A 14,660-nucleotide genomic window follows, 5' to 3' on the forward strand; every position below is an offset into this window, starting at 1 on the left:
CCTCAGTTCTCAAAACGTTAATATACCAACGTTTCAAGACCCTCGAACAGTTATGTTCAAGGGTCTTTTTTGATGTAAAAAATAGCTTTTGACCATTTTTTGACCTATTTTATTCTAATTCCATAAATTTGAGGAAGTTTTCAGCGGTTTTTTGAGACATTGTTTTTGTGACGTGAGTATATACATTCATAGTTGTTTGAATATCTTTATGACCTAATCTAGCTTGTACTTCTTTGATACTTGCACCAGCCTCAAATAACATTGAAGCATGCGTATGTCTCAATCCATGAATGGTTATCCTATGCAGGTCATAAACCGTAATAAAGCTATTTAATAACTCGTTTGGGTAAGCTAACCTCAAAGGTCTTAAATCTGACCTAAATAGAACATACTGAGGCTTTGTGGTTATTCCGTCAGCAAGTAGACTTTCTTTTTGCTTCACTTTCCAGTTGCTTAAAAGCTTGGTTGTATGAGTGTCTATGTCAATAACTCTATTTGATGCATATTTTTTCGCAGTTTGAATTATTTCTTTTCCTTTTTCAAAGAACATTGTTTTATTTATATTTATGGTTTGTTCATTTAAATTAATATCATCCCAGGTTAATGCTATAAGTTCACCTTTCCTCATTCCTGTATAGATCAGTAGATAGAACATCATAAAGTATTGTTTTGACATATGTTCCTTTGCTAATTTCAAAAATTGTTTTAACTCATCTTTTGTCCAATAATTCCGTTCATCTTCTTCATTAGCAAGAAAAGACTCTTCTTTCTTAGGGATTGTTACATACTCCATCGGATTTTTTAAAATATAGTCCATCTTAACAGCATATTTAAAGACTAAATTCGCTTGAATCTTGATGTCATTTACAGAATCAATTTCTTTGGCTATTTCATTTATGACTCTTTGGCAATATCCTTTAGTTATGTCTTTCATCTTTAGTTTACCGAATCTAGGAAGTATGTGTTTTTGGAATTTGGATATTTTGCTGTATTTAGTGCTTGGCTTTACAGTTTTAGAATGAATATCCCACCATTCCTTAAAAACATCTTCAAATAGTAAGGATTGTTTGGAAAGAAGTCCCGAATCAATCTCTTGTTTAAGCTTCATATAAGCTGCCTGAGCTTCCTTTTTCGTCTTAAATCCCCTACGGGTTGTCATTAGCTTTTTCCCGGTTTCAGGGTCAATTCCTACTGATAGCTTAAACATCCATTTATCGCCTTGCTTAGTTTTATACTTTTGATATGAAGCCACATTAATCACCTTTTCCATGAATTTACTCGGAATTCATTCTGCTATTTTGTTCCAACAGCTATTTTCTTTCTAGAGGGGAGATAGTAACCAGACTGAAAAAATAATTTATTTTTAAACATTTCAAATCTTCTTAGTGCAAAATCATAATCAACATTAAATTGATTCATAATTTCACGTACCGTTACTTCTTTTAGTTCCTCTAACATAAATGTTGGTACACAAAAGTGATAAGCGAAGTGTTCTGCTTGATATTCTTGCAATTGCCTAAATAAAGTGTGCATTCTTATTTGGTGTCCGCAATGTCTTAAATAATGTGTAGTTTCATGTCCAAATAACATCCATTCTTCTCGTTCCGTTCCTCTAGTTAATAATATTTCATCATCGAACATAAATGCTCTCTTTTCATACACTATTTTAATCCCTAACTCTTTTGCGATCTTAAACATATCTAAATCTTCAGGTTTTCCCACTCCGATTGATGTGTATAGTTCATAAATGAAATCTTCAAGGTGTGAATACAAATAATGACCCCCGGTTCATCGAATATATGTTCGTCCATAGTGTAAAAAATTGGGTGTACGTATGTACACCTCTATATTCCTAAGAGTTCCTTCTTTTTTATATTGTATTCTTCTTCAGTGATTGCTCCTGCATCGAGTAGATTCTTAAATTTCATAATTTCATCAGCAGTATCACTTGATGGTTTTACTGTTTTTTCTTCACTGAAACGATCACATATTAATTGAAATGTAGATAGACATTCTTGAGCTGATTCTGCAAAGGTTCTGTATGCGAAACCGTCTGTCTTAAGTTTAGTTTCAATAAAATTTATATAGACAACTGGGTTAGCCATGTCATTGACGGTTACCTTTAGTTTTAAGCTGCTGCAAATACCTTTTGACGTTTTCTTTCCAGTAACTCCTCCTACTATTGCTCCTACTCCACCGAACAGAACACCACCAACTAACGCTCTGCCTAGCCCACCGCTAGCAACGGAGTTTCCATCTTCGAGTAATTCGAAATTAATAACGTCTGAATAGTTATAGGTTTGTTTAATTTCACCTTTAAAGGAAGATAATAAGGCCCATTTTTGTTGATTTTCATCAAAAGCCACAAAATTACCAATCTGTTTGGTGATAACGAATTTTTCAGTTTTATCAACAACTTCTCTATATGCATTAACCCGTTCTTCTAATTCATCGATAGGAATATTTGTTTGTCCTCTTTCCAGTAATTCATTTACAGTTATACCCGATGAATTAAAGCATTTATCGCATATTCTAACTCCACCACTGAATTCATGTTTAAAAAAACCTAATTTATTGTCACATATAGGACAAACTTTATTTTTTTTATTAAACATCCTTATCCCCTTTTTGACTCATTTTAAATTTTATATATTCATAAACTTCCTTCATATCCTCAGCGGTTAATGACTCCATATCCTTAAACATGAGGTTTATATCAGGGAATTCATTAGCAATTTTACTCATATAAAAAGCCAAACTGATTTCTTCATCATCTATATCTATAGGCTCAGGATGATCAGTTCTACCAAGAAGATAGTCAATAGTTACATTATAAAAATCTGCCATTTTGTTTAACGTTTCAGTATCTGGTTCTACCCTGTCATTTTCGTAGTGTGAGTATCGAGCTCTGGAAAGACCGAGAGAAGAAGAGATATCTTCTTGGGTCCTTTTCCCTCTAAGTTTTTTCAATCGTTCTCCTAGAATTTTATTCTTTTCCATCAGAAGAACCACCTCTTTTCACCTCCATTATAGTCAATGACCGATAATTTTTGTATCAATGATAAAATATTTTTCAAAAAGTTATTGACGATAAAAAACTTATCAGTTATATTTAATTCAACGATAAAATTCTTATCAAAAGCGAGGTGACAAACTTGGAACGCGAATTACTTAAGTCATTAAGAATTGAAATGCAATTAACACAACAAGATTTATCAAATAAACTTAGTATATCTACAATTTATGTCAGGAAAATTGAGAAGGGTGTAGCTAACCCAGGCAGAGAAACAATGATTAAATATGAAAATTTTTTTAAAACTGATATGAGAAAGCTATTCCCTGATCTTTTTTTTGATAACAATGATAAAAAACTTATCAAAAGGGCTATATAGATGATGAATAAGAGCGATGAGACCAGGAGGCAACATCATGAATCTTTCCGAAAGAGCAAACTGGGCTGAGATTAAATTTAGGATTCTAGAAGCTGCAATGAATTTAGAAAACGGTGAATCTAAAGATTACGTCATTTCAAAACTTATGGAAGTCGTTGAAATCCTTGATAACACTGAACCGAATGGAGGTGTTAACGATTAAAACTAAGCGGAAAAAGAAAATTTACCCATCTCAAGAGTTTTCAAATCTTAAAGGACCTATGCGGCAAAGGTTAGTAGCCGAAAGAAAAAAATTAGGATTAAGCCAAAGCCAATTAGGATTACAAGTAGGTGTTTCTGGTGCCATGATAGCTAGTTTAGAATCAGGCAGGAGTAAACCTGGTTTAGAGGTTTATTTAATGCTCCAAGAAGTTTTTAAGGTTTCAGGAGAAGAATTATTCCCCGATTTCTAAAAAAACACTTGACTTTAGATATTGAGAAAATTTCCAAATATCGCATTCTAAATATATCCATATGCAACTTAGTATAGTTTTTTAGGTGAAAAACCATTGTTATCAACTCAGGTATAGCAGAGTGAATATAAAAATGGAAAAAGCCTGATTTGCTAAGATGCTAACAGGAGGTGAAATCATGTCTCACACTCTTCGGGAAATCGAAGATAAACTACTCAACTTACACTTAGAAGCCTTTTTCCGTAAAGCATACGAACAAGGTGTAGCTGACGGAAGAAAACAATTTTCAAGACCTGAACTTCTGACATTAAGTGATTTAGAAGAAATGTTTCAAATTAAATATCCTACGGTTTTGAAAATGACTGCTAACCCTAAGTTTCCGAGGTCCACCCAAATAAAAGCTAGGTTCCCCAGAGACCAAGTTTATAAATGGATTGAGGAAAATTCAAACTGGGTTAAACAAAACACAAACTATTATTCCAAGGAGGCAATGTAATGGTTATTAAACGAAAGGTGCCGACAGAAAAATTACAAGATATCCAAATTAACATGGATGGTCAAAATATTTGTGCCCTAGGTTCTGTGGTCATCAATAGCATTGAGTTCGGTATAGGAAGTACAAATGAAAACCAAGGTAAAGGCATTGCCGGATTTTATATTTCTATACAAGCAGATAGAAAACCTGAGATTTCAGTTCACTATCACCCGCATTTGGTAACGAAGGAAGTTTGCGAAGCATTAGGAATCGAAAAGCGACCTTCGTACCAAAAAGGAAATCAATGAATTACTTCATTATCGTGATTGTTGCTTTGCCGGTGTAATCAAATGGTGAATCCTGTAAAGATTTAGGGTGTAAAGAATGTAAATGATTCGCTGTATCTCTAACATCTTGTTGATCAAAATGCTCTAAGTAATATTCGGTAGTTCCCTTCGGAGCATTTTTAAAAAGTTCACGTATCTCAATTGCTATCGATTCTTTGTAAGCCATTTTTCGCACCCCCTTTCCAAATTATTCTATCAGAAAGGGAGGACCACTAGGAGGTTATTAATCTATGAACCAATTAACGAAAATATTTGAAAACCAAAACCTTACTATTATTGAACAAAATGAACAGTCACATTTCAAACTAAACGATGTATGCAAAATCCTAGGCTTAGCTCCAAGGGTAGTAAGGCAAAGGCTTTCCGATGATGTATGTTCAACATACCCCATCTTAGACTCACTAGGAAGGACCCAACAAGTAACGTTTGTTAATGAAGATGGTTTATATGATGTAATTCTCGATAGTCGCAAGCCAGAAGCTAAGCGTTTCAGAAAATGGATTACATCGGAAGTTCTCCCATCTATCAGAAAACATGGAGCATACGCAACACCACAAACAATTGAAAATATCATAAGTGATCCAGACTTTGGCATCAAATTACTTACTAACTTAAAAGATGAGCGTGATAAGCGCATGGAAGCTGAAAGAGTTATTGAACAACAAAAACCCAAAGTGGTATTCGCAGAATCATGTTTAGTATCACAAGATACGGTTCTAGTAAAAGATGTTGCAAAACTTGCTTGTAACCAAGGAATTATGATTGGACAAAACAAGCTTTACAACAAATTGAGAGATTGGGGTTATATCCAAAAGAATAACACTCAACCTACGCAAAGAGCGTTAGAGGCTGGATACTTCCAAATCTTACAACGGACTATTCATTCTCCAGAAGGAGAGCCGAAGTTGACCAGAACAACCAAAGTAACACCAAAAGGTCAATTGCGAATTCTCAATCGTTTAAGAAACGAAATAGAGCAGGAGGCTATCTAATGGCTGAAATTAAGCAATTTAACAGCTTTCCAGTTAGTTATTGCCGTCTGTCCGATGACTTTCTGAACCAACGAGTCTTAGCAGAGTATTATCACCATGACATGCCGTCAGAACCATCAATATCTGTTTTAGGAGTTTTAACAGATGTATTTATCTCAAATGATGACGACGGATACATAAATCTAAGATTTGAAAATGGTACAGACATTTCATTCAAAAAGGAAAACTACCTAACCAACATATCAAATGAAGAAGTCGTTTTCACATCAAAATACGATTCTGAGACTTATTGTATTATCACTATTCAATGATGGAGGTAGTTAGCATCCGGTAAGAAGCTGCCAGGCAAACAACCGGATGAGTTCTTTCATAAATATATTTTAAAGCAAATCTATGAATATAGCAGTATGTCACATAACACAAATTGAGTGAATTTTATACTTATTGTTCTGAATCGGAACATAGAGGGGAGGTGATGAATTGCAATATGGAACTTTCCTTAAAAAATTGAGATTAATTCGGGGATATTCGCAAGAAGAAATGGCTGAACAGATGCTTATGCCACGAACAACGATATCAAAAGTTGAAAATAACAAAATGGAATTGAAGTTATCTGATGCGATTAGGTGGGGGCAAATCACTAATGCTCCCGAAGCCTTAGCAGCAATGTTATGCGGAGTTGATATAGCTTCACTTACAAAGCTTTTAACAATGTTAGTAGGAGGGATGATCAGATGGATATAGCTTATATATTATGTGCGCCACCTATAGCATTCATCATCGGATTGATGATAGGTGATTTTAAAAACAAAAAAAAGAGCAGTAAGCGTGCAGGCTAACTACTCTCAACGACAAATCTGATAATAACAACTTATAACTATATTTTAACACACTATATAAGGTGGAACAAGAACTTTTGTTCCCACCGTGCAAAGTCAAAGTGATATATCTTACCCTACCCATCACTTATTCATTTTGGCTTTGCGCGGTGCGAATAAAGCACCTGATAGGTTAACGCAAAGAACTTAGAAATTTTATTTTATTTATTAAATCCTATATCTAAATTTACTTTGATCTCCTTACGGCAGTGAGGACATCGGACTGGTTTATCACTAACTTTGATATCTACAGGCTTGTTACAGAAAGGGCATTCTCTAGTAGTAGTTATATTAGCTTTACCTTGTCGGATTGCCTTTTCAGCTTCCTTTTTAATGGCTTTTTCTAGGTCTCTAGTATTGAAGTTTAATTTCATTATTTTCCTCCTTCTAGTTCTTTGCGCTTAACCTAATTAAATTATATCGAAAGGATGTGAGGAAAACATTGGAAAACAAGAAAATAGTTTTACAAATTAATATAAAAGGTTTAGATCGCTTAAATGAGCTACTTAAAGAGATTGAAGACCTTGAACTTGAAGTAGAAGTAAATCAAGGAAAGGAGGATTAATATGGACCATCCATTGGTGACTCAAATTGAGAGGACAGGCTATCCGAATATGATTGACCAGCCAGCACATGCTGGAATTGATTTTTTCGGTGATGAAATCCTTGACGGTGATGAGTTTGTGGAGTATGACGGTGAGTTGGTTTTAGTAGACAACTTGAATCGTTATTTAGCAGAGGAAATGGGCTTTGAGTTTAAAACGGCATAAAAAATACTCCTGGTTGCAACAGGAGTTAGTAGCTAAAACAAAAATATATCACCGTCATTGTAGCATAAGCTGCGGCGGTGGTAAAGGGAGGACTATCAATGCAGGCAGAGGTTTTAACAATTACTTCTGATATGTCTAGGGAAGAGTGGCTGAAAGCAAGGAAACACGGTATTGGTGGCTCAGATGCTGCAGCAATAGCAGGACTTAATAAATATAAGTCGCCAGTAGGTGTTTATCTGGACAAGCTGGGTCAATCACCGGATGAAGATTTAACAAGCGAAGCAGCGTATTGGGGCAATAAGATGGAGGACATCGTAGCCCAAGAGTTTTCTAAAAGGACAGGGCTTAAGGTAAGGCGCAGGAATGCTATTTTAAAGCATCCTGAATACCCTTTTATGTTAGCCAATGTTGACCGTTTAATCGTTGGAGAAAAAGCAGGACTAGAGTGCAAAACAGCATCAGAATATCTCCGTGATCAATGGAAAGATGAAGAAGTGCCGACATCATACTTATTGCAATGCCAACATTATATGGCTGTTACTGGATATCAATCATGGCACATAGCTGTTCTTATAGGTGGCAATAAATTCATTCACAAAAAGATTGATCGCGATGAGGAATTAATTGAGTACCTCATTGAAATAGAGAGCTCCTTTTGGAATGAAAATGTTGTTAAACAAGTGCCGCCTGAATTTGATGGTACAGATGCTTCAGTCGATTTGATAAAGGCTTTATATCCTGAATCAATTCCTGATACAGAAATCACTCTTCCGCCTGATACTAATACATTAATAAATGCTTTAGATCAGGTAAATGAAGAATTAAAGCAATTAGAAACACAGAAAAAGGAATATGAAAACAAAATCAAGGACCTTATGGGCGATAACGAAAAGGCAGTTGCTGGGGATAGGTTAATTACATGGAAATCAATTAGCTCCAATCGTTTTGACAGCAAAGGTTTTCAACAAGAGTATCCAGAGCTTTACAACAAATATGCGAAAAAATCTAGTTACCGTCGTTTTGCGGTGAAATAAGGAGGAACTAATTAATGGCCAAGAATGAAGATGTAAAAAATCAGTTAGCTAATAAAGCAAAGAACGGAGTTCAAAAGCAAGTTTCACCTGAAAATACATTAAATACCTTGCTGAAAAGAATGGGGCCAGAAATACAACGTGCGCTACCTAAGCATATGAATGCGGACAGGATAGCGAGAATTGCATTAACTGCGGTTAGGACTACACCAAAATTACTCGAATGCGATCAAACCTCTTTCTTAGCGGCTATCATGCAATCAGCTCAATTAGGGGTTGAGCCTAACACTGGATTAGGACAAGCCTATCTAATTCCTTATGGTAAACAGGTTCAGTTCCAACTTGGATATAAAGGTCTAATTGATTTAGCTGTAAGAAGTGGACAGTATAAAGCGATTTATGCTCATGAGGTATATGAAAATGATGAATTTGAATGGCAATACGGACTCACAAAAGACCTAATTCATAAGCCAGCTACGAACCCAGAAGGAGATCCAATTGGTTATTACGCAGTCTACCACCTTCAAAACGGAGGTTATGACTTTGTTTACTGGACGAGAGAGCGTATTGATAAGCACGCTCATAAGTTTAGTCAAGCTGTGCAAAAGGGATGGACTAGCCCTTGGAAAACTAATTATGACGCGATGGCTAAGAAGACTGTCCTTAAAGAGGTGCTCAAATATGCACCTAAGTCAATTGAATTACAAAAGAGTGTTGAAGCTGATTCCACCATTAAAAATGAAATTAGCGAAGACATGAGCGACATCATTGATATAACTGATTACTCAGTGGAAGAGGAAAACCAAAACAAAGAAAAATTTGATGAGATTGTAATGGATGAATAATCAAACAAATGTAGTCCTGCCTGCTTGGATTTTCGAGCAGGCAAAGGATAAAGAAGAACTAAAAAGGCTTGTCGTTGCTTTTATAAAGCCGAGATATGAAGGTTACACAATCAAAAAAATCACTAAAGACTTTGCAGTTTGTGATCGCGGCTAATTTTCAGAAGGAAGGAGGTACTTAAATGAGAGGGTGGTTTAAATTACATCGAGAATTATTTGAAACCGATATTTGGCACGATGTTTCTACCTTTAGATTGTTTTTGTACTTAATATCTCAAGCTACACATCAAGACGGAATAAAAACTAAAGGAATCACACTTCAACGTGGACAGTATGTTCGTTCCTACCGAAAATTGGCAGAAGATTTGTCATACAAAGAAGGAAGAGGCTTTAAAAAATACTCTTTAAGCACAATTAAATCATGCGTCAATAAATTGGTTAAGGCTGAAAGAGTGAACGTTAAAGAAACGGAAGTAGGAACACTCTTCACTATTATCAATTACTCTAAATATCAGGATTTTGAAGATGCCGAAAAAGAAAGTCCGAACACCTTAAACGAGGAAGTCCGAACTTTTACCGAACGAAGTCCGAACGAACCCCGAACGAAGTCCGAACAAGAACAAGAATGTAAGAATGAAAGAATGAAAGAAAATAATATATATACTGCTACTGAGCTGAACTATGGGGATGAATATTACCTCTGTTTCCAAAGCCATATGAATGCCTTCCAAAGAGAAGAGATTAATAGTTACCTAGATGACGGTTTACCAGATGAAGTGATATGTGCGGCATTTAGAAAGGCTGCTGAGAACGGAGCTAAATATCCTTATGCAAAGAGCATCATAAATAATTGGGCGAAGAAAGGCATTAAAAGCCTTGAAGATGTTGAACGTGAACAGCAAAGCTTCATGGCTAGGAAGCAGCAGAGTAAGCAAACAAAAAGAAAAGGCGCCGTCCGTACAGAAATGCTCCCAGATTGGTTTGATGAAAACGAACAGAAGGACAAGCCAAAATTAAAAGTCGTTGATGATACTGATAAAAAGTTAAGTCAGTTTGAACAAATGATGGAACAACGAAAAAAAATGAATGCTGGGGGCTGATTATATGGGACGTCTTTATAAAGCTGCTGTGATGGAAAAGAAGTTAAAAAGTGATTTCTTAATAGAAAAAATAAAGGAATACGGTGTTACCGAAAGTCCTCAAGGTATTCCTTTAGATCAATTAGATTATGAAAGCTTGAAACATGTTTATGTTATCGAATCATTCAAATATGCAGATAGAGAAAGCCATGCCAATGCTTGGTTCTGAAAGGAGAATGAAAATGTCGATTGAGAATGTTGAGGTCGTTACTCACTGCCCGAAATGCCAAGGTAAAGGCCATGTATTTAGCCATAAAGGTGCTTTTCTCAGACTTGAATGTGCAGATTGTCGCAGCAAATGGAGAACGTACTCAAAAACTTGTAGCGTATGCAAAAAGCCAAATGGATACTTTGTCGATGGCCCTTGTGCATCCTGCTATGAACAGAGGTATCGGTCATCATGACAATTAAAAAACGAAACCCAGTCATTCAGAAAGCTTATGAAGATGGAAAGAGCAAGGGTTACAGTTTAGGGCTTGAACTTGGTGAACTGAAGGGAGAAGCAAAGGCAATCGCTTACTTCAATCAGAAGTTTATGAAGTTGCAAGATACTCCTGGAATAGGTCCTAAAACTCTGGATAAAATCGGTGACATTTTAGGCTGGGAATACATCATAAAGGCTGATTCAAATGGCTCCTAAAACATTTCTTAAACCAAGAAAAAATAGAATCGTAGTCTTAGAGGATTTGAACTTTGTATGGGATGAACCGGAATTGATGGAGCTGGCTGAGTTATGGGAGCAAGAGTACAGCGTTATGTACATTAGTGACCAATTAGGCAGGGATACGGATGAAGTTATTATTGGCCTCATCCACTTAGCTAGAGAAGACATGATTTCTCAAAGACGTGGAGGACTGCTGAATGGATTATAGAAAGGCTTCACTGGCTCAACTTTATTACATATCAAGATATACAGAATATGCGCCAGAAGCTTACAGAGAGCTTGATAGGAGGTTGTTAAGTGTTAGAGACAATAATAACTCGTCAAAGGAAATTTGAAGCAGAGCAGGCTATTTCAGACTTACAGAAACGAGGGTTTGAACTGACATTCCCATTAACTGAGTTTTCAAGGGATGGAAAGATTTTTGATAGAGATAGTTACAACCGCCATACCCTTGCAGGAAACTCATTTTCATCGGTGTGGAAGGCTAAATTAAGAAAGGTGGATAACTAATGATGGATTTTAAAGGGATGTATGAGGCTCAGAAGGCTTTTAGAAGCCGGATTGATTATAAGGGTTCAGATAGATTTGAAAAGCTTATTTTAGCCCTGCAAGTGGAGATAGGCGAATGTGCGAATGAATGGCGCGGCTTTAAGTTTTGGAGTAAAAACCAAGAACCAATAATATCAAAAAATACCTGTGAACATTGTAATAGATACGGAATGAAATCATGCTGCGGTTGCGAGGAAAAATTATACGTAAATCCACTCCTTGAAGAGTATGTTGACGGTCTGCACTTCATTTTAGAACTTGGAATTGAAATCTACTTTGAAGACTTTGAAATGATTTATCGATTAGCTGAAGTGGATAGACAAAGACCAGTTACCAGTCAGTTTAGACGGATATTCTTCCTTGTATCAATGTTGGATAAAAACAAGAGCACAGTCACTTTTATTGAGTTGATCTCCGAATACTTGATTCTTGGTGAATTACTCGAATTCTCCTTTGAAGAGATTGAGGAAGCTTATTATCAAAAGAACGCAGTGAATCACAACAGGCAGAATGAGGGGTATTAATGGCAGCAGTAAGAAAAAGAAGTAAATACGGCAACAAGAAAGTTGTTGTTGATGGTCACACTTTTGACAGCAAGGCAGAGGCTAAATACTACCAGCAGTTAAAGTGGTTGCAGCAGGCAAATCAAATTGAATCATTCAAGCTGCAACCGCGATATTTGCTCCAAGAAGGTTTTAAGAAGAATGGAAAGACTTATAGGGCTATTCATTATAAAGCTGATTTTGAGGTCCATAAGTTAGATGGCACGGTCGAGATTATAGACATCAAAGGAGCCATCACAAAGGAGTTCTCCATCAAGAGAAAACTATTCGAAATGAAATACATGGATTCTATCAAACTTTTAAAATATGACCAGTACAGAGGGTTTATAGAGGTTAGCTAATTATTACTAAAAGGGAGTTGTTGTATTGAAAACCGTTCAACCTATACGTGATTTAGAGAAAATAGCTGCTATGAAACAAGTCTTAATGAATCAGCATTATAGAAACTACTTCTTATTCGTATTAGGGATCAATACCGGTTTGAGGATAAGTGATTTACTCACTTTAAGAGTGGGTGATGTGAGAGATACGAGTCACATCATAATCAATGAACAAAAAACAGGGAAGTTGAAGCGGTTCAAAATAAACAGCGAACTTCAGCATCATATCAGTGATTTTACCATAAGCAAGGATGCTGCTGAGTACCTGTTTAAGTCCAGGAGAGGCAATGATCGCATTCATCGGGTGCAAGCTTGGAAGATACTTAACGCGGCTGCCGGTGAAGTTGGACTTAATGAGATAGGGACTCATACGCTGCGTAAAACATTCGGCTATCACTTTTATCAAAAATATAAGGATGTTGCGGTGTTGCAGCAGATATTCAATCATTCATCGCCAGCTGTAACTATGAGGTATATCGGAATCAATCAGGACATCATGGATGAGGCTGTGGATGGGTTTTCATTATAAGGAGGAATTTAGATGAATTGTCCCGTTTGTAATCGCCCTTTAAAGAGCAAGAGAAGTCTTTCGAGAGGTATCGGTCCCGTTTGTGAGTTGAAGGTTAATAAACTCAATAATGAAGCTCCTAAGGGGCAGACAAATATTGATGATTATATAAATGGACAAAACGATGGGGATGCAAAGAATCGTTAACTGGATTTGTATTATGTTTCATTAATTTGGAGGGTTAGATATGACAAAAGAAAAACTGGTTGAAATTTTAACAGATTACTTCGGTTTAAATAATCCAGACGGTTCTTACACTTATGAACTGACAAGAGTAAAATCAGCTTTTTCAGTTGGGACAATGTCTTTTGATGATTTTGAAGAATTTGGAGAAGAACAAATAGTAGATCTTGCAAACCATATTTGGGATGCGTGTTCAGGAAATAAGGAGGAATGAACGTGCGTGAGATAAAGTTTAGAGGTCAATCGGTCATTAATAACCATTGGGAGCACGGTTACTTCACATTTGAAGGTGGATACCATGTAATTAGGAGTTTTGTTAGTGAATGGCATAAAGAAGGCTCTCCAATAATCGTAAAAGGTAATACCGTATGTCAATTCACAGGCCTAAAAGACAAGAACGGCAAGGATATCTATGAGGGGGATATTATTCGCCGAGAATATGAGATTGGAAGAGATATTATTGATCCTGTCTCTCTAGGGTTTGTAGATAGGGAGATAGAAGAGGCGGGGTACTTTATTGGTATCGTCCATTATCGACCATCGGAAGGTTACGTTTTGAATAAATGCAAAAAGTTTGATGAAGATGGGGTGTTTTTAAGTCAGCGCAGTGGCGTAAAAATATACTCTCAGTACGCGGAAGTTATCGGAAATATATACGAAAATATAGAGTTAATCAACTCTTGAATTATTAAGTTTACTAAGGGAGGACATAAGAAATGAAATATCATCTTTTATCACTTAAATGGTCTAAAGGGAATCATTATGTTTGGTGGGGACCGAACAATAGTGGTTATACAACAGACTTAGAAAAAGCAGGAGTTTATACAGAGGAACAAATTAATCAGAAAAAACACTATTACTGTAATACAAGTACTTTGCCAGTGCAAGTTGAAGTCGTAAATAATAGTGTGCAGCAAAGGGTGTCAGTTGCAGATTGTGATAATTATAAATTGTTTGGTATTGGAGAGCACTTAAAGGCTGCGGTTGAGTATTAAACAAAAGAGTAATTGTATTCACTAGAGGAGGAATTGAAATGGAAAAATTAAAATTATCGCAATTAAGTGATGATGTTGAAGTATCTATTGAAGAAACGAGCACGGTCTATACAGTGGCGGAATTGAAAGCAGAAATTCTTGATGGAGAACCACACCATGAATCTCCAAACTGGTATACGGTCACTCGTAAAAGATGGGTTCCAGATGCTCATTCTATGTTTGATAGATATATTGATTGCGAACATGACGATTTATATGAAGATTGGAACGAACGCGCATGGGATTGTATAGAAAAGGAATCAGCCGTTAGTAAGATACAAAAAATCTTAGATGAAGTATTCAAAGGAGACCATGCCACTGCTTATTGGACGTATGAGAATCCTGTTGAGATTGATATTTTTCCCAATGGAATTAATGATACAAAGTAAGCAACGAGTACA

The 14,660-nt window shown here is 36.1% G+C and carries 32 protein-coding genes and 1 pseudogene; 27 read left to right on the forward strand and 6 right to left on the reverse strand.

The features are described 5' to 3' along the window. Positions 1 to 109: 109 nt before the first annotated feature. The 4 genes from CWS20_RS11830 to CWS20_RS29170 all read right to left on the reverse strand — a co-directional run bounded on the left by CWS20_RS11830 (position 110) and on the right by CWS20_RS29170 (position 2,985). Positions 110 to 1,252 carry a site-specific integrase gene (locus tag CWS20_RS11830; RefSeq protein WP_066192244.1) on the reverse strand — a complete coding sequence of 381 codons (1,143 nt, stop codon included), beginning with the start codon at positions 1,250 to 1,252 and terminating at the stop codon, positions 110 to 112. Positions 1,253 to 1,293: 41 nt separating this feature from the next. After that, entirely contained in the window at positions 1,294 to 1,773 is a 480-nt protein-coding gene (locus tag CWS20_RS11835; protein ID WP_066192246.1) for an ImmA/IrrE family metallo-endopeptidase, read from the reverse strand. 71 nt (positions 1,774 to 1,844) lie between these two features. Beyond that, complete coding sequence (locus CWS20_RS11840; RefSeq protein WP_083957212.1) at positions 1,845 to 2,615, reverse strand: SHOCT domain-containing protein; 771 nt, start codon at positions 2,613 to 2,615, stop codon at positions 1,845 to 1,847. Beyond that, positions 2,608 to 2,985: a helix-turn-helix domain-containing protein gene (locus CWS20_RS29170; protein WP_066194148.1), complete on the reverse strand. Its 378-nt coding sequence runs from the start codon at positions 2,983 to 2,985 to the stop codon at positions 2,608 to 2,610. Before CWS20_RS29170 ends, CWS20_RS11840 begins: the two co-directional genes overlap by 8 nt. 170 nt (positions 2,986 to 3,155) lie before the next feature. On the opposite strand from CWS20_RS29170, the gene CWS20_RS11850 reads away from it, so the two are divergent. From CWS20_RS11850 to CWS20_RS11865, 5 genes are all read left to right on the forward strand, one after another. Further along, entirely contained in the window at positions 3,156 to 3,392 is a 237-nt protein-coding gene (locus CWS20_RS11850) for a helix-turn-helix domain-containing protein (RefSeq protein ID WP_276328307.1), read from the forward strand. Between the two features lie 37 nt (positions 3,393 to 3,429). Next, positions 3,430 to 3,594 (forward strand): hypothetical protein, encoded by a 165-nt coding sequence (locus tag CWS20_RS28000; RefSeq protein ID WP_157090493.1) that lies wholly within the window; start codon positions 3,430 to 3,432, stop codon positions 3,592 to 3,594. Next, positions 3,581 to 3,844: a helix-turn-helix transcriptional regulator gene (locus CWS20_RS11855; protein WP_158237004.1), complete on the forward strand. Its 264-nt coding sequence runs from the start codon at positions 3,581 to 3,583 to the stop codon at positions 3,842 to 3,844. Before CWS20_RS28000 ends, CWS20_RS11855 begins: the two co-directional genes overlap by 14 nt. Positions 3,845 to 4,022: 178 nt before the next feature. Beyond that, positions 4,023 to 4,340: a helix-turn-helix transcriptional regulator gene (locus CWS20_RS11860; RefSeq protein WP_066192250.1), complete on the forward strand. Its 318-nt coding sequence runs from the start codon at positions 4,023 to 4,025 to the stop codon at positions 4,338 to 4,340. After that, positions 4,340 to 4,627 (forward strand): hypothetical protein, encoded by a 288-nt coding sequence (locus CWS20_RS11865; protein WP_066192252.1) that lies wholly within the window; start codon positions 4,340 to 4,342, stop codon positions 4,625 to 4,627. The genes CWS20_RS11860 and CWS20_RS11865 overlap by 1 nt, the downstream gene beginning before the upstream one ends. A 1-nt stretch (position 4,628) precedes the next feature. Here the strand turns inward: CWS20_RS11865 and CWS20_RS11870 are convergent, their stop codons facing one another. Continuing rightward, positions 4,629 to 4,832 (reverse strand): hypothetical protein, encoded by a 204-nt coding sequence (locus CWS20_RS11870; protein ID WP_066192254.1) that lies wholly within the window; start codon positions 4,830 to 4,832, stop codon positions 4,629 to 4,631. Positions 4,833 to 4,896: 64 nt separating this feature from the next. Between CWS20_RS11870 and CWS20_RS11875 the strand changes: the two genes are divergently transcribed. The 3 genes from CWS20_RS11875 (at position 4,897) to CWS20_RS11885 (ending at position 6,402) form a co-directional block, all read left to right on the forward strand. After that, positions 4,897 to 5,658, forward strand: a complete 762-nt coding sequence (locus tag CWS20_RS11875) for a phage antirepressor (RefSeq protein WP_066192256.1) — start codon at positions 4,897 to 4,899, stop codon at positions 5,656 to 5,658. Next, positions 5,658 to 5,969: a hypothetical protein gene (locus tag CWS20_RS11880; RefSeq protein WP_066192258.1), complete on the forward strand. Its 312-nt coding sequence runs from the start codon at positions 5,658 to 5,660 to the stop codon at positions 5,967 to 5,969. The genes CWS20_RS11875 and CWS20_RS11880 overlap by 1 nt, the downstream gene beginning before the upstream one ends. 169 nt (positions 5,970 to 6,138) lie before the next feature. Next, positions 6,139 to 6,402, forward strand: a complete 264-nt coding sequence (locus CWS20_RS11885) for a helix-turn-helix domain-containing protein (protein WP_083957214.1) — start codon at positions 6,139 to 6,141, stop codon at positions 6,400 to 6,402. 295 nt (positions 6,403 to 6,697) lie between these two features. Here CWS20_RS11885 and CWS20_RS11890 read toward each other — a convergent pair whose 3' ends face one another. After that, positions 6,698 to 6,910, reverse strand: coding sequence for a hypothetical protein (locus tag CWS20_RS11890; protein ID WP_066192260.1), 213 nt, complete (start codon positions 6,908 to 6,910; stop codon positions 6,698 to 6,700). 68 nt (positions 6,911 to 6,978) lie between these two features. Here CWS20_RS11890 and CWS20_RS28985 point away from each other — a divergent pair, with 68 nt between their 5' ends. The 19 genes and pseudogenes from CWS20_RS28985 to CWS20_RS11970 all read left to right on the forward strand — a co-directional run bounded on the left by CWS20_RS28985 (position 6,979) and on the right by CWS20_RS11970 (position 14,648). Then, positions 6,979 to 7,101, forward strand: a complete 123-nt coding sequence (locus CWS20_RS28985; RefSeq protein ID WP_276328308.1) for a hypothetical protein — start codon at positions 6,979 to 6,981, stop codon at positions 7,099 to 7,101. Position 7,102: 1 nt separating this feature from the next. Next, positions 7,103 to 7,306 (forward strand): YqaI family protein, encoded by a 204-nt coding sequence (locus CWS20_RS11895; RefSeq protein ID WP_066192262.1) that lies wholly within the window; start codon positions 7,103 to 7,105, stop codon positions 7,304 to 7,306. A gap of 98 nt (positions 7,307 to 7,404) precedes the next feature. Beyond that, positions 7,405 to 8,340, forward strand: a complete 936-nt coding sequence (locus tag CWS20_RS11900; protein ID WP_066192265.1) for a YqaJ viral recombinase family nuclease — start codon at positions 7,405 to 7,407, stop codon at positions 8,338 to 8,340. A gap of 14 nt (positions 8,341 to 8,354) precedes the next feature. Continuing rightward, positions 8,355 to 9,182, forward strand: coding sequence for a recombinase RecT (locus tag CWS20_RS11905; RefSeq protein ID WP_066192266.1), 828 nt, complete (start codon positions 8,355 to 8,357; stop codon positions 9,180 to 9,182). Beyond that, positions 9,175 to 9,336 (forward strand): hypothetical protein, encoded by a 162-nt coding sequence (locus CWS20_RS28400; RefSeq protein ID WP_162840963.1) that lies wholly within the window; start codon positions 9,175 to 9,177, stop codon positions 9,334 to 9,336. Before CWS20_RS11905 ends, CWS20_RS28400 begins: the two co-directional genes overlap by 8 nt. Before the next feature lie 25 nt (positions 9,337 to 9,361). Next, complete coding sequence (locus CWS20_RS11910; RefSeq protein ID WP_066192267.1) at positions 9,362 to 10,279, forward strand: DnaD domain-containing protein; 918 nt, start codon at positions 9,362 to 9,364, stop codon at positions 10,277 to 10,279. A gap of 4 nt (positions 10,280 to 10,283) precedes the next feature. Further along, a complete protein-coding gene (locus CWS20_RS11915; RefSeq protein WP_066192268.1) occupies positions 10,284 to 10,487 on the forward strand; it encodes a hypothetical protein in 204 nt (67 codons plus the stop codon). Positions 10,488 to 10,507: 20 nt separating this feature from the next. After that, the gene (locus tag CWS20_RS11920) at positions 10,508 to 10,729 is read left to right on the forward strand and encodes a hypothetical protein (RefSeq protein ID WP_142385380.1); all 222 of its coding nucleotides are present in this window, start codon (positions 10,508 to 10,510) and stop codon (positions 10,727 to 10,729) included. After that, complete coding sequence (locus CWS20_RS11925; protein WP_066192273.1) at positions 10,719 to 10,958, forward strand: hypothetical protein; 240 nt, start codon at positions 10,719 to 10,721, stop codon at positions 10,956 to 10,958. Before CWS20_RS11920 ends, CWS20_RS11925 begins: the two co-directional genes overlap by 11 nt. Continuing rightward, entirely contained in the window at positions 10,948 to 11,190 is a 243-nt protein-coding gene (locus CWS20_RS11930) for a hypothetical protein (RefSeq protein ID WP_066192274.1), read from the forward strand. The genes CWS20_RS11925 and CWS20_RS11930 overlap by 11 nt, the downstream gene beginning before the upstream one ends. Before the next feature lie 89 nt (positions 11,191 to 11,279). Continuing rightward, positions 11,280 to 11,492: a hypothetical protein gene (locus tag CWS20_RS11935; RefSeq protein ID WP_066192276.1), complete on the forward strand. Its 213-nt coding sequence runs from the start codon at positions 11,280 to 11,282 to the stop codon at positions 11,490 to 11,492. After that, complete coding sequence (locus CWS20_RS11940; RefSeq protein WP_241504176.1) at positions 11,492 to 12,055, forward strand: dUTP diphosphatase; 564 nt, start codon at positions 11,492 to 11,494, stop codon at positions 12,053 to 12,055. Before CWS20_RS11935 ends, CWS20_RS11940 begins: the two co-directional genes overlap by 1 nt. Continuing rightward, positions 12,055 to 12,429: pseudogene (locus CWS20_RS11945) on the forward strand (DUF1064 domain-containing protein); the annotation flags it as partial. The gene CWS20_RS11940 and the pseudogene CWS20_RS11945, both read left to right, overlap by 1 nt. 31 nt (positions 12,430 to 12,460) lie before the next feature. Beyond that, positions 12,461 to 13,003, forward strand: coding sequence for a site-specific integrase (locus tag CWS20_RS11950; protein WP_101226313.1), 543 nt, complete (start codon positions 12,461 to 12,463; stop codon positions 13,001 to 13,003). A 12-nt stretch (positions 13,004 to 13,015) separates the two neighbouring features. Then, positions 13,016 to 13,189 carry a DUF6011 domain-containing protein gene (locus tag CWS20_RS28005; protein WP_157090495.1) on the forward strand — a complete coding sequence of 58 codons (174 nt, stop codon included), beginning with the start codon at positions 13,016 to 13,018 and terminating at the stop codon, positions 13,187 to 13,189. A 40-nt stretch (positions 13,190 to 13,229) separates the two neighbouring features. Continuing rightward, positions 13,230 to 13,439: a hypothetical protein gene (locus CWS20_RS11955; RefSeq protein ID WP_066192280.1), complete on the forward strand. Its 210-nt coding sequence runs from the start codon at positions 13,230 to 13,232 to the stop codon at positions 13,437 to 13,439. Between the two features lie 2 nt (positions 13,440 to 13,441). Continuing rightward, positions 13,442 to 13,909 (forward strand): YopX family protein, encoded by a 468-nt coding sequence (locus tag CWS20_RS11960; protein WP_066192281.1) that lies wholly within the window; start codon positions 13,442 to 13,444, stop codon positions 13,907 to 13,909. Between the two features lie 32 nt (positions 13,910 to 13,941). Further along, positions 13,942 to 14,220, forward strand: coding sequence for a hypothetical protein (locus tag CWS20_RS11965; protein WP_066192282.1), 279 nt, complete (start codon positions 13,942 to 13,944; stop codon positions 14,218 to 14,220). Between the two features lie 38 nt (positions 14,221 to 14,258). Further along, on the forward strand, positions 14,259 to 14,648 hold the full coding sequence (locus CWS20_RS11970) for a hypothetical protein (protein ID WP_066192284.1): 390 nt from the start codon (positions 14,259 to 14,261) through the stop codon (positions 14,646 to 14,648). The last annotated feature ends 12 nt before the right edge of the window (positions 14,649 to 14,660 follow it).

This window comes from Cytobacillus horneckiae, from assembly GCF_002835735.1.
In the GTDB taxonomy this organism is placed as follows: Bacteria; Bacillota; Bacilli; order Bacillales; family Cytobacillaceae; genus Cytobacillus; species Cytobacillus horneckiae.

Bases quoted from the DNA above. Each gene is read 5' to 3' on its own strand.
- CWS20_RS11840 (WP_083957212.1), bottom strand. From the start codon at position 2,615: ATGTTTAATAAAAAAAATAAAGTTTGTCCTATATGTGACAATAAATTA.
- CWS20_RS28000 (WP_157090493.1), top strand. From the start codon at position 3,430: ATGAATCTTTCCGAAAGAGCAAACTGGGCTGAGATTAAATTTAGGATT.
- CWS20_RS11860 (WP_066192250.1), top strand. From the start codon at position 4,023: ATGTCTCACACTCTTCGGGAAATCGAAGATAAACTACTCAACTTACAC.
- CWS20_RS11865 (WP_066192252.1), top strand. From the start codon at position 4,340: ATGGTTATTAAACGAAAGGTGCCGACAGAAAAATTACAAGATATCCAA.
- CWS20_RS11870 (WP_066192254.1), bottom strand. From the start codon at position 4,832: ATGGCTTACAAAGAATCGATAGCAATTGAGATACGTGAACTTTTTAAA.
- CWS20_RS11875 (WP_066192256.1), top strand. From the start codon at position 4,897: ATGAACCAATTAACGAAAATATTTGAAAACCAAAACCTTACTATTATT.
- CWS20_RS11880 (WP_066192258.1), top strand. From the start codon at position 5,658: ATGGCTGAAATTAAGCAATTTAACAGCTTTCCAGTTAGTTATTGCCGT.
- CWS20_RS11890 (WP_066192260.1), bottom strand. From the start codon at position 6,910: ATGAAATTAAACTTCAATACTAGAGACCTAGAAAAAGCCATTAAAAAG.
- CWS20_RS11895 (WP_066192262.1), top strand. From the start codon at position 7,103: ATGGACCATCCATTGGTGACTCAAATTGAGAGGACAGGCTATCCGAAT.
- CWS20_RS11900 (WP_066192265.1), top strand. From the start codon at position 7,405: ATGCAGGCAGAGGTTTTAACAATTACTTCTGATATGTCTAGGGAAGAG.
- CWS20_RS11905 (WP_066192266.1), top strand. From the start codon at position 8,355: ATGGCCAAGAATGAAGATGTAAAAAATCAGTTAGCTAATAAAGCAAAG.
- CWS20_RS28400 (WP_162840963.1), top strand. From the start codon at position 9,175: ATGAATAATCAAACAAATGTAGTCCTGCCTGCTTGGATTTTCGAGCAG.
- CWS20_RS11910 (WP_066192267.1), top strand. From the start codon at position 9,362: ATGAGAGGGTGGTTTAAATTACATCGAGAATTATTTGAAACCGATATT.
- CWS20_RS11915 (WP_066192268.1), top strand. From the start codon at position 10,284: ATGGGACGTCTTTATAAAGCTGCTGTGATGGAAAAGAAGTTAAAAAGT.
- CWS20_RS11925 (WP_066192273.1), top strand. From the start codon at position 10,719: ATGACAATTAAAAAACGAAACCCAGTCATTCAGAAAGCTTATGAAGAT.
- CWS20_RS11930 (WP_066192274.1), top strand. From the start codon at position 10,948: ATGGCTCCTAAAACATTTCTTAAACCAAGAAAAAATAGAATCGTAGTC.
- CWS20_RS11940 (WP_241504176.1), top strand. From the start codon at position 11,492: ATGATGGATTTTAAAGGGATGTATGAGGCTCAGAAGGCTTTTAGAAGC.
- CWS20_RS28005 (WP_157090495.1), top strand. From the start codon at position 13,016: ATGAATTGTCCCGTTTGTAATCGCCCTTTAAAGAGCAAGAGAAGTCTT.
- CWS20_RS11955 (WP_066192280.1), top strand. From the start codon at position 13,230: ATGACAAAAGAAAAACTGGTTGAAATTTTAACAGATTACTTCGGTTTA.
- CWS20_RS11965 (WP_066192282.1), top strand. From the start codon at position 13,942: ATGAAATATCATCTTTTATCACTTAAATGGTCTAAAGGGAATCATTAT.
- CWS20_RS11970 (WP_066192284.1), top strand. From the start codon at position 14,259: ATGGAAAAATTAAAATTATCGCAATTAAGTGATGATGTTGAAGTATCT.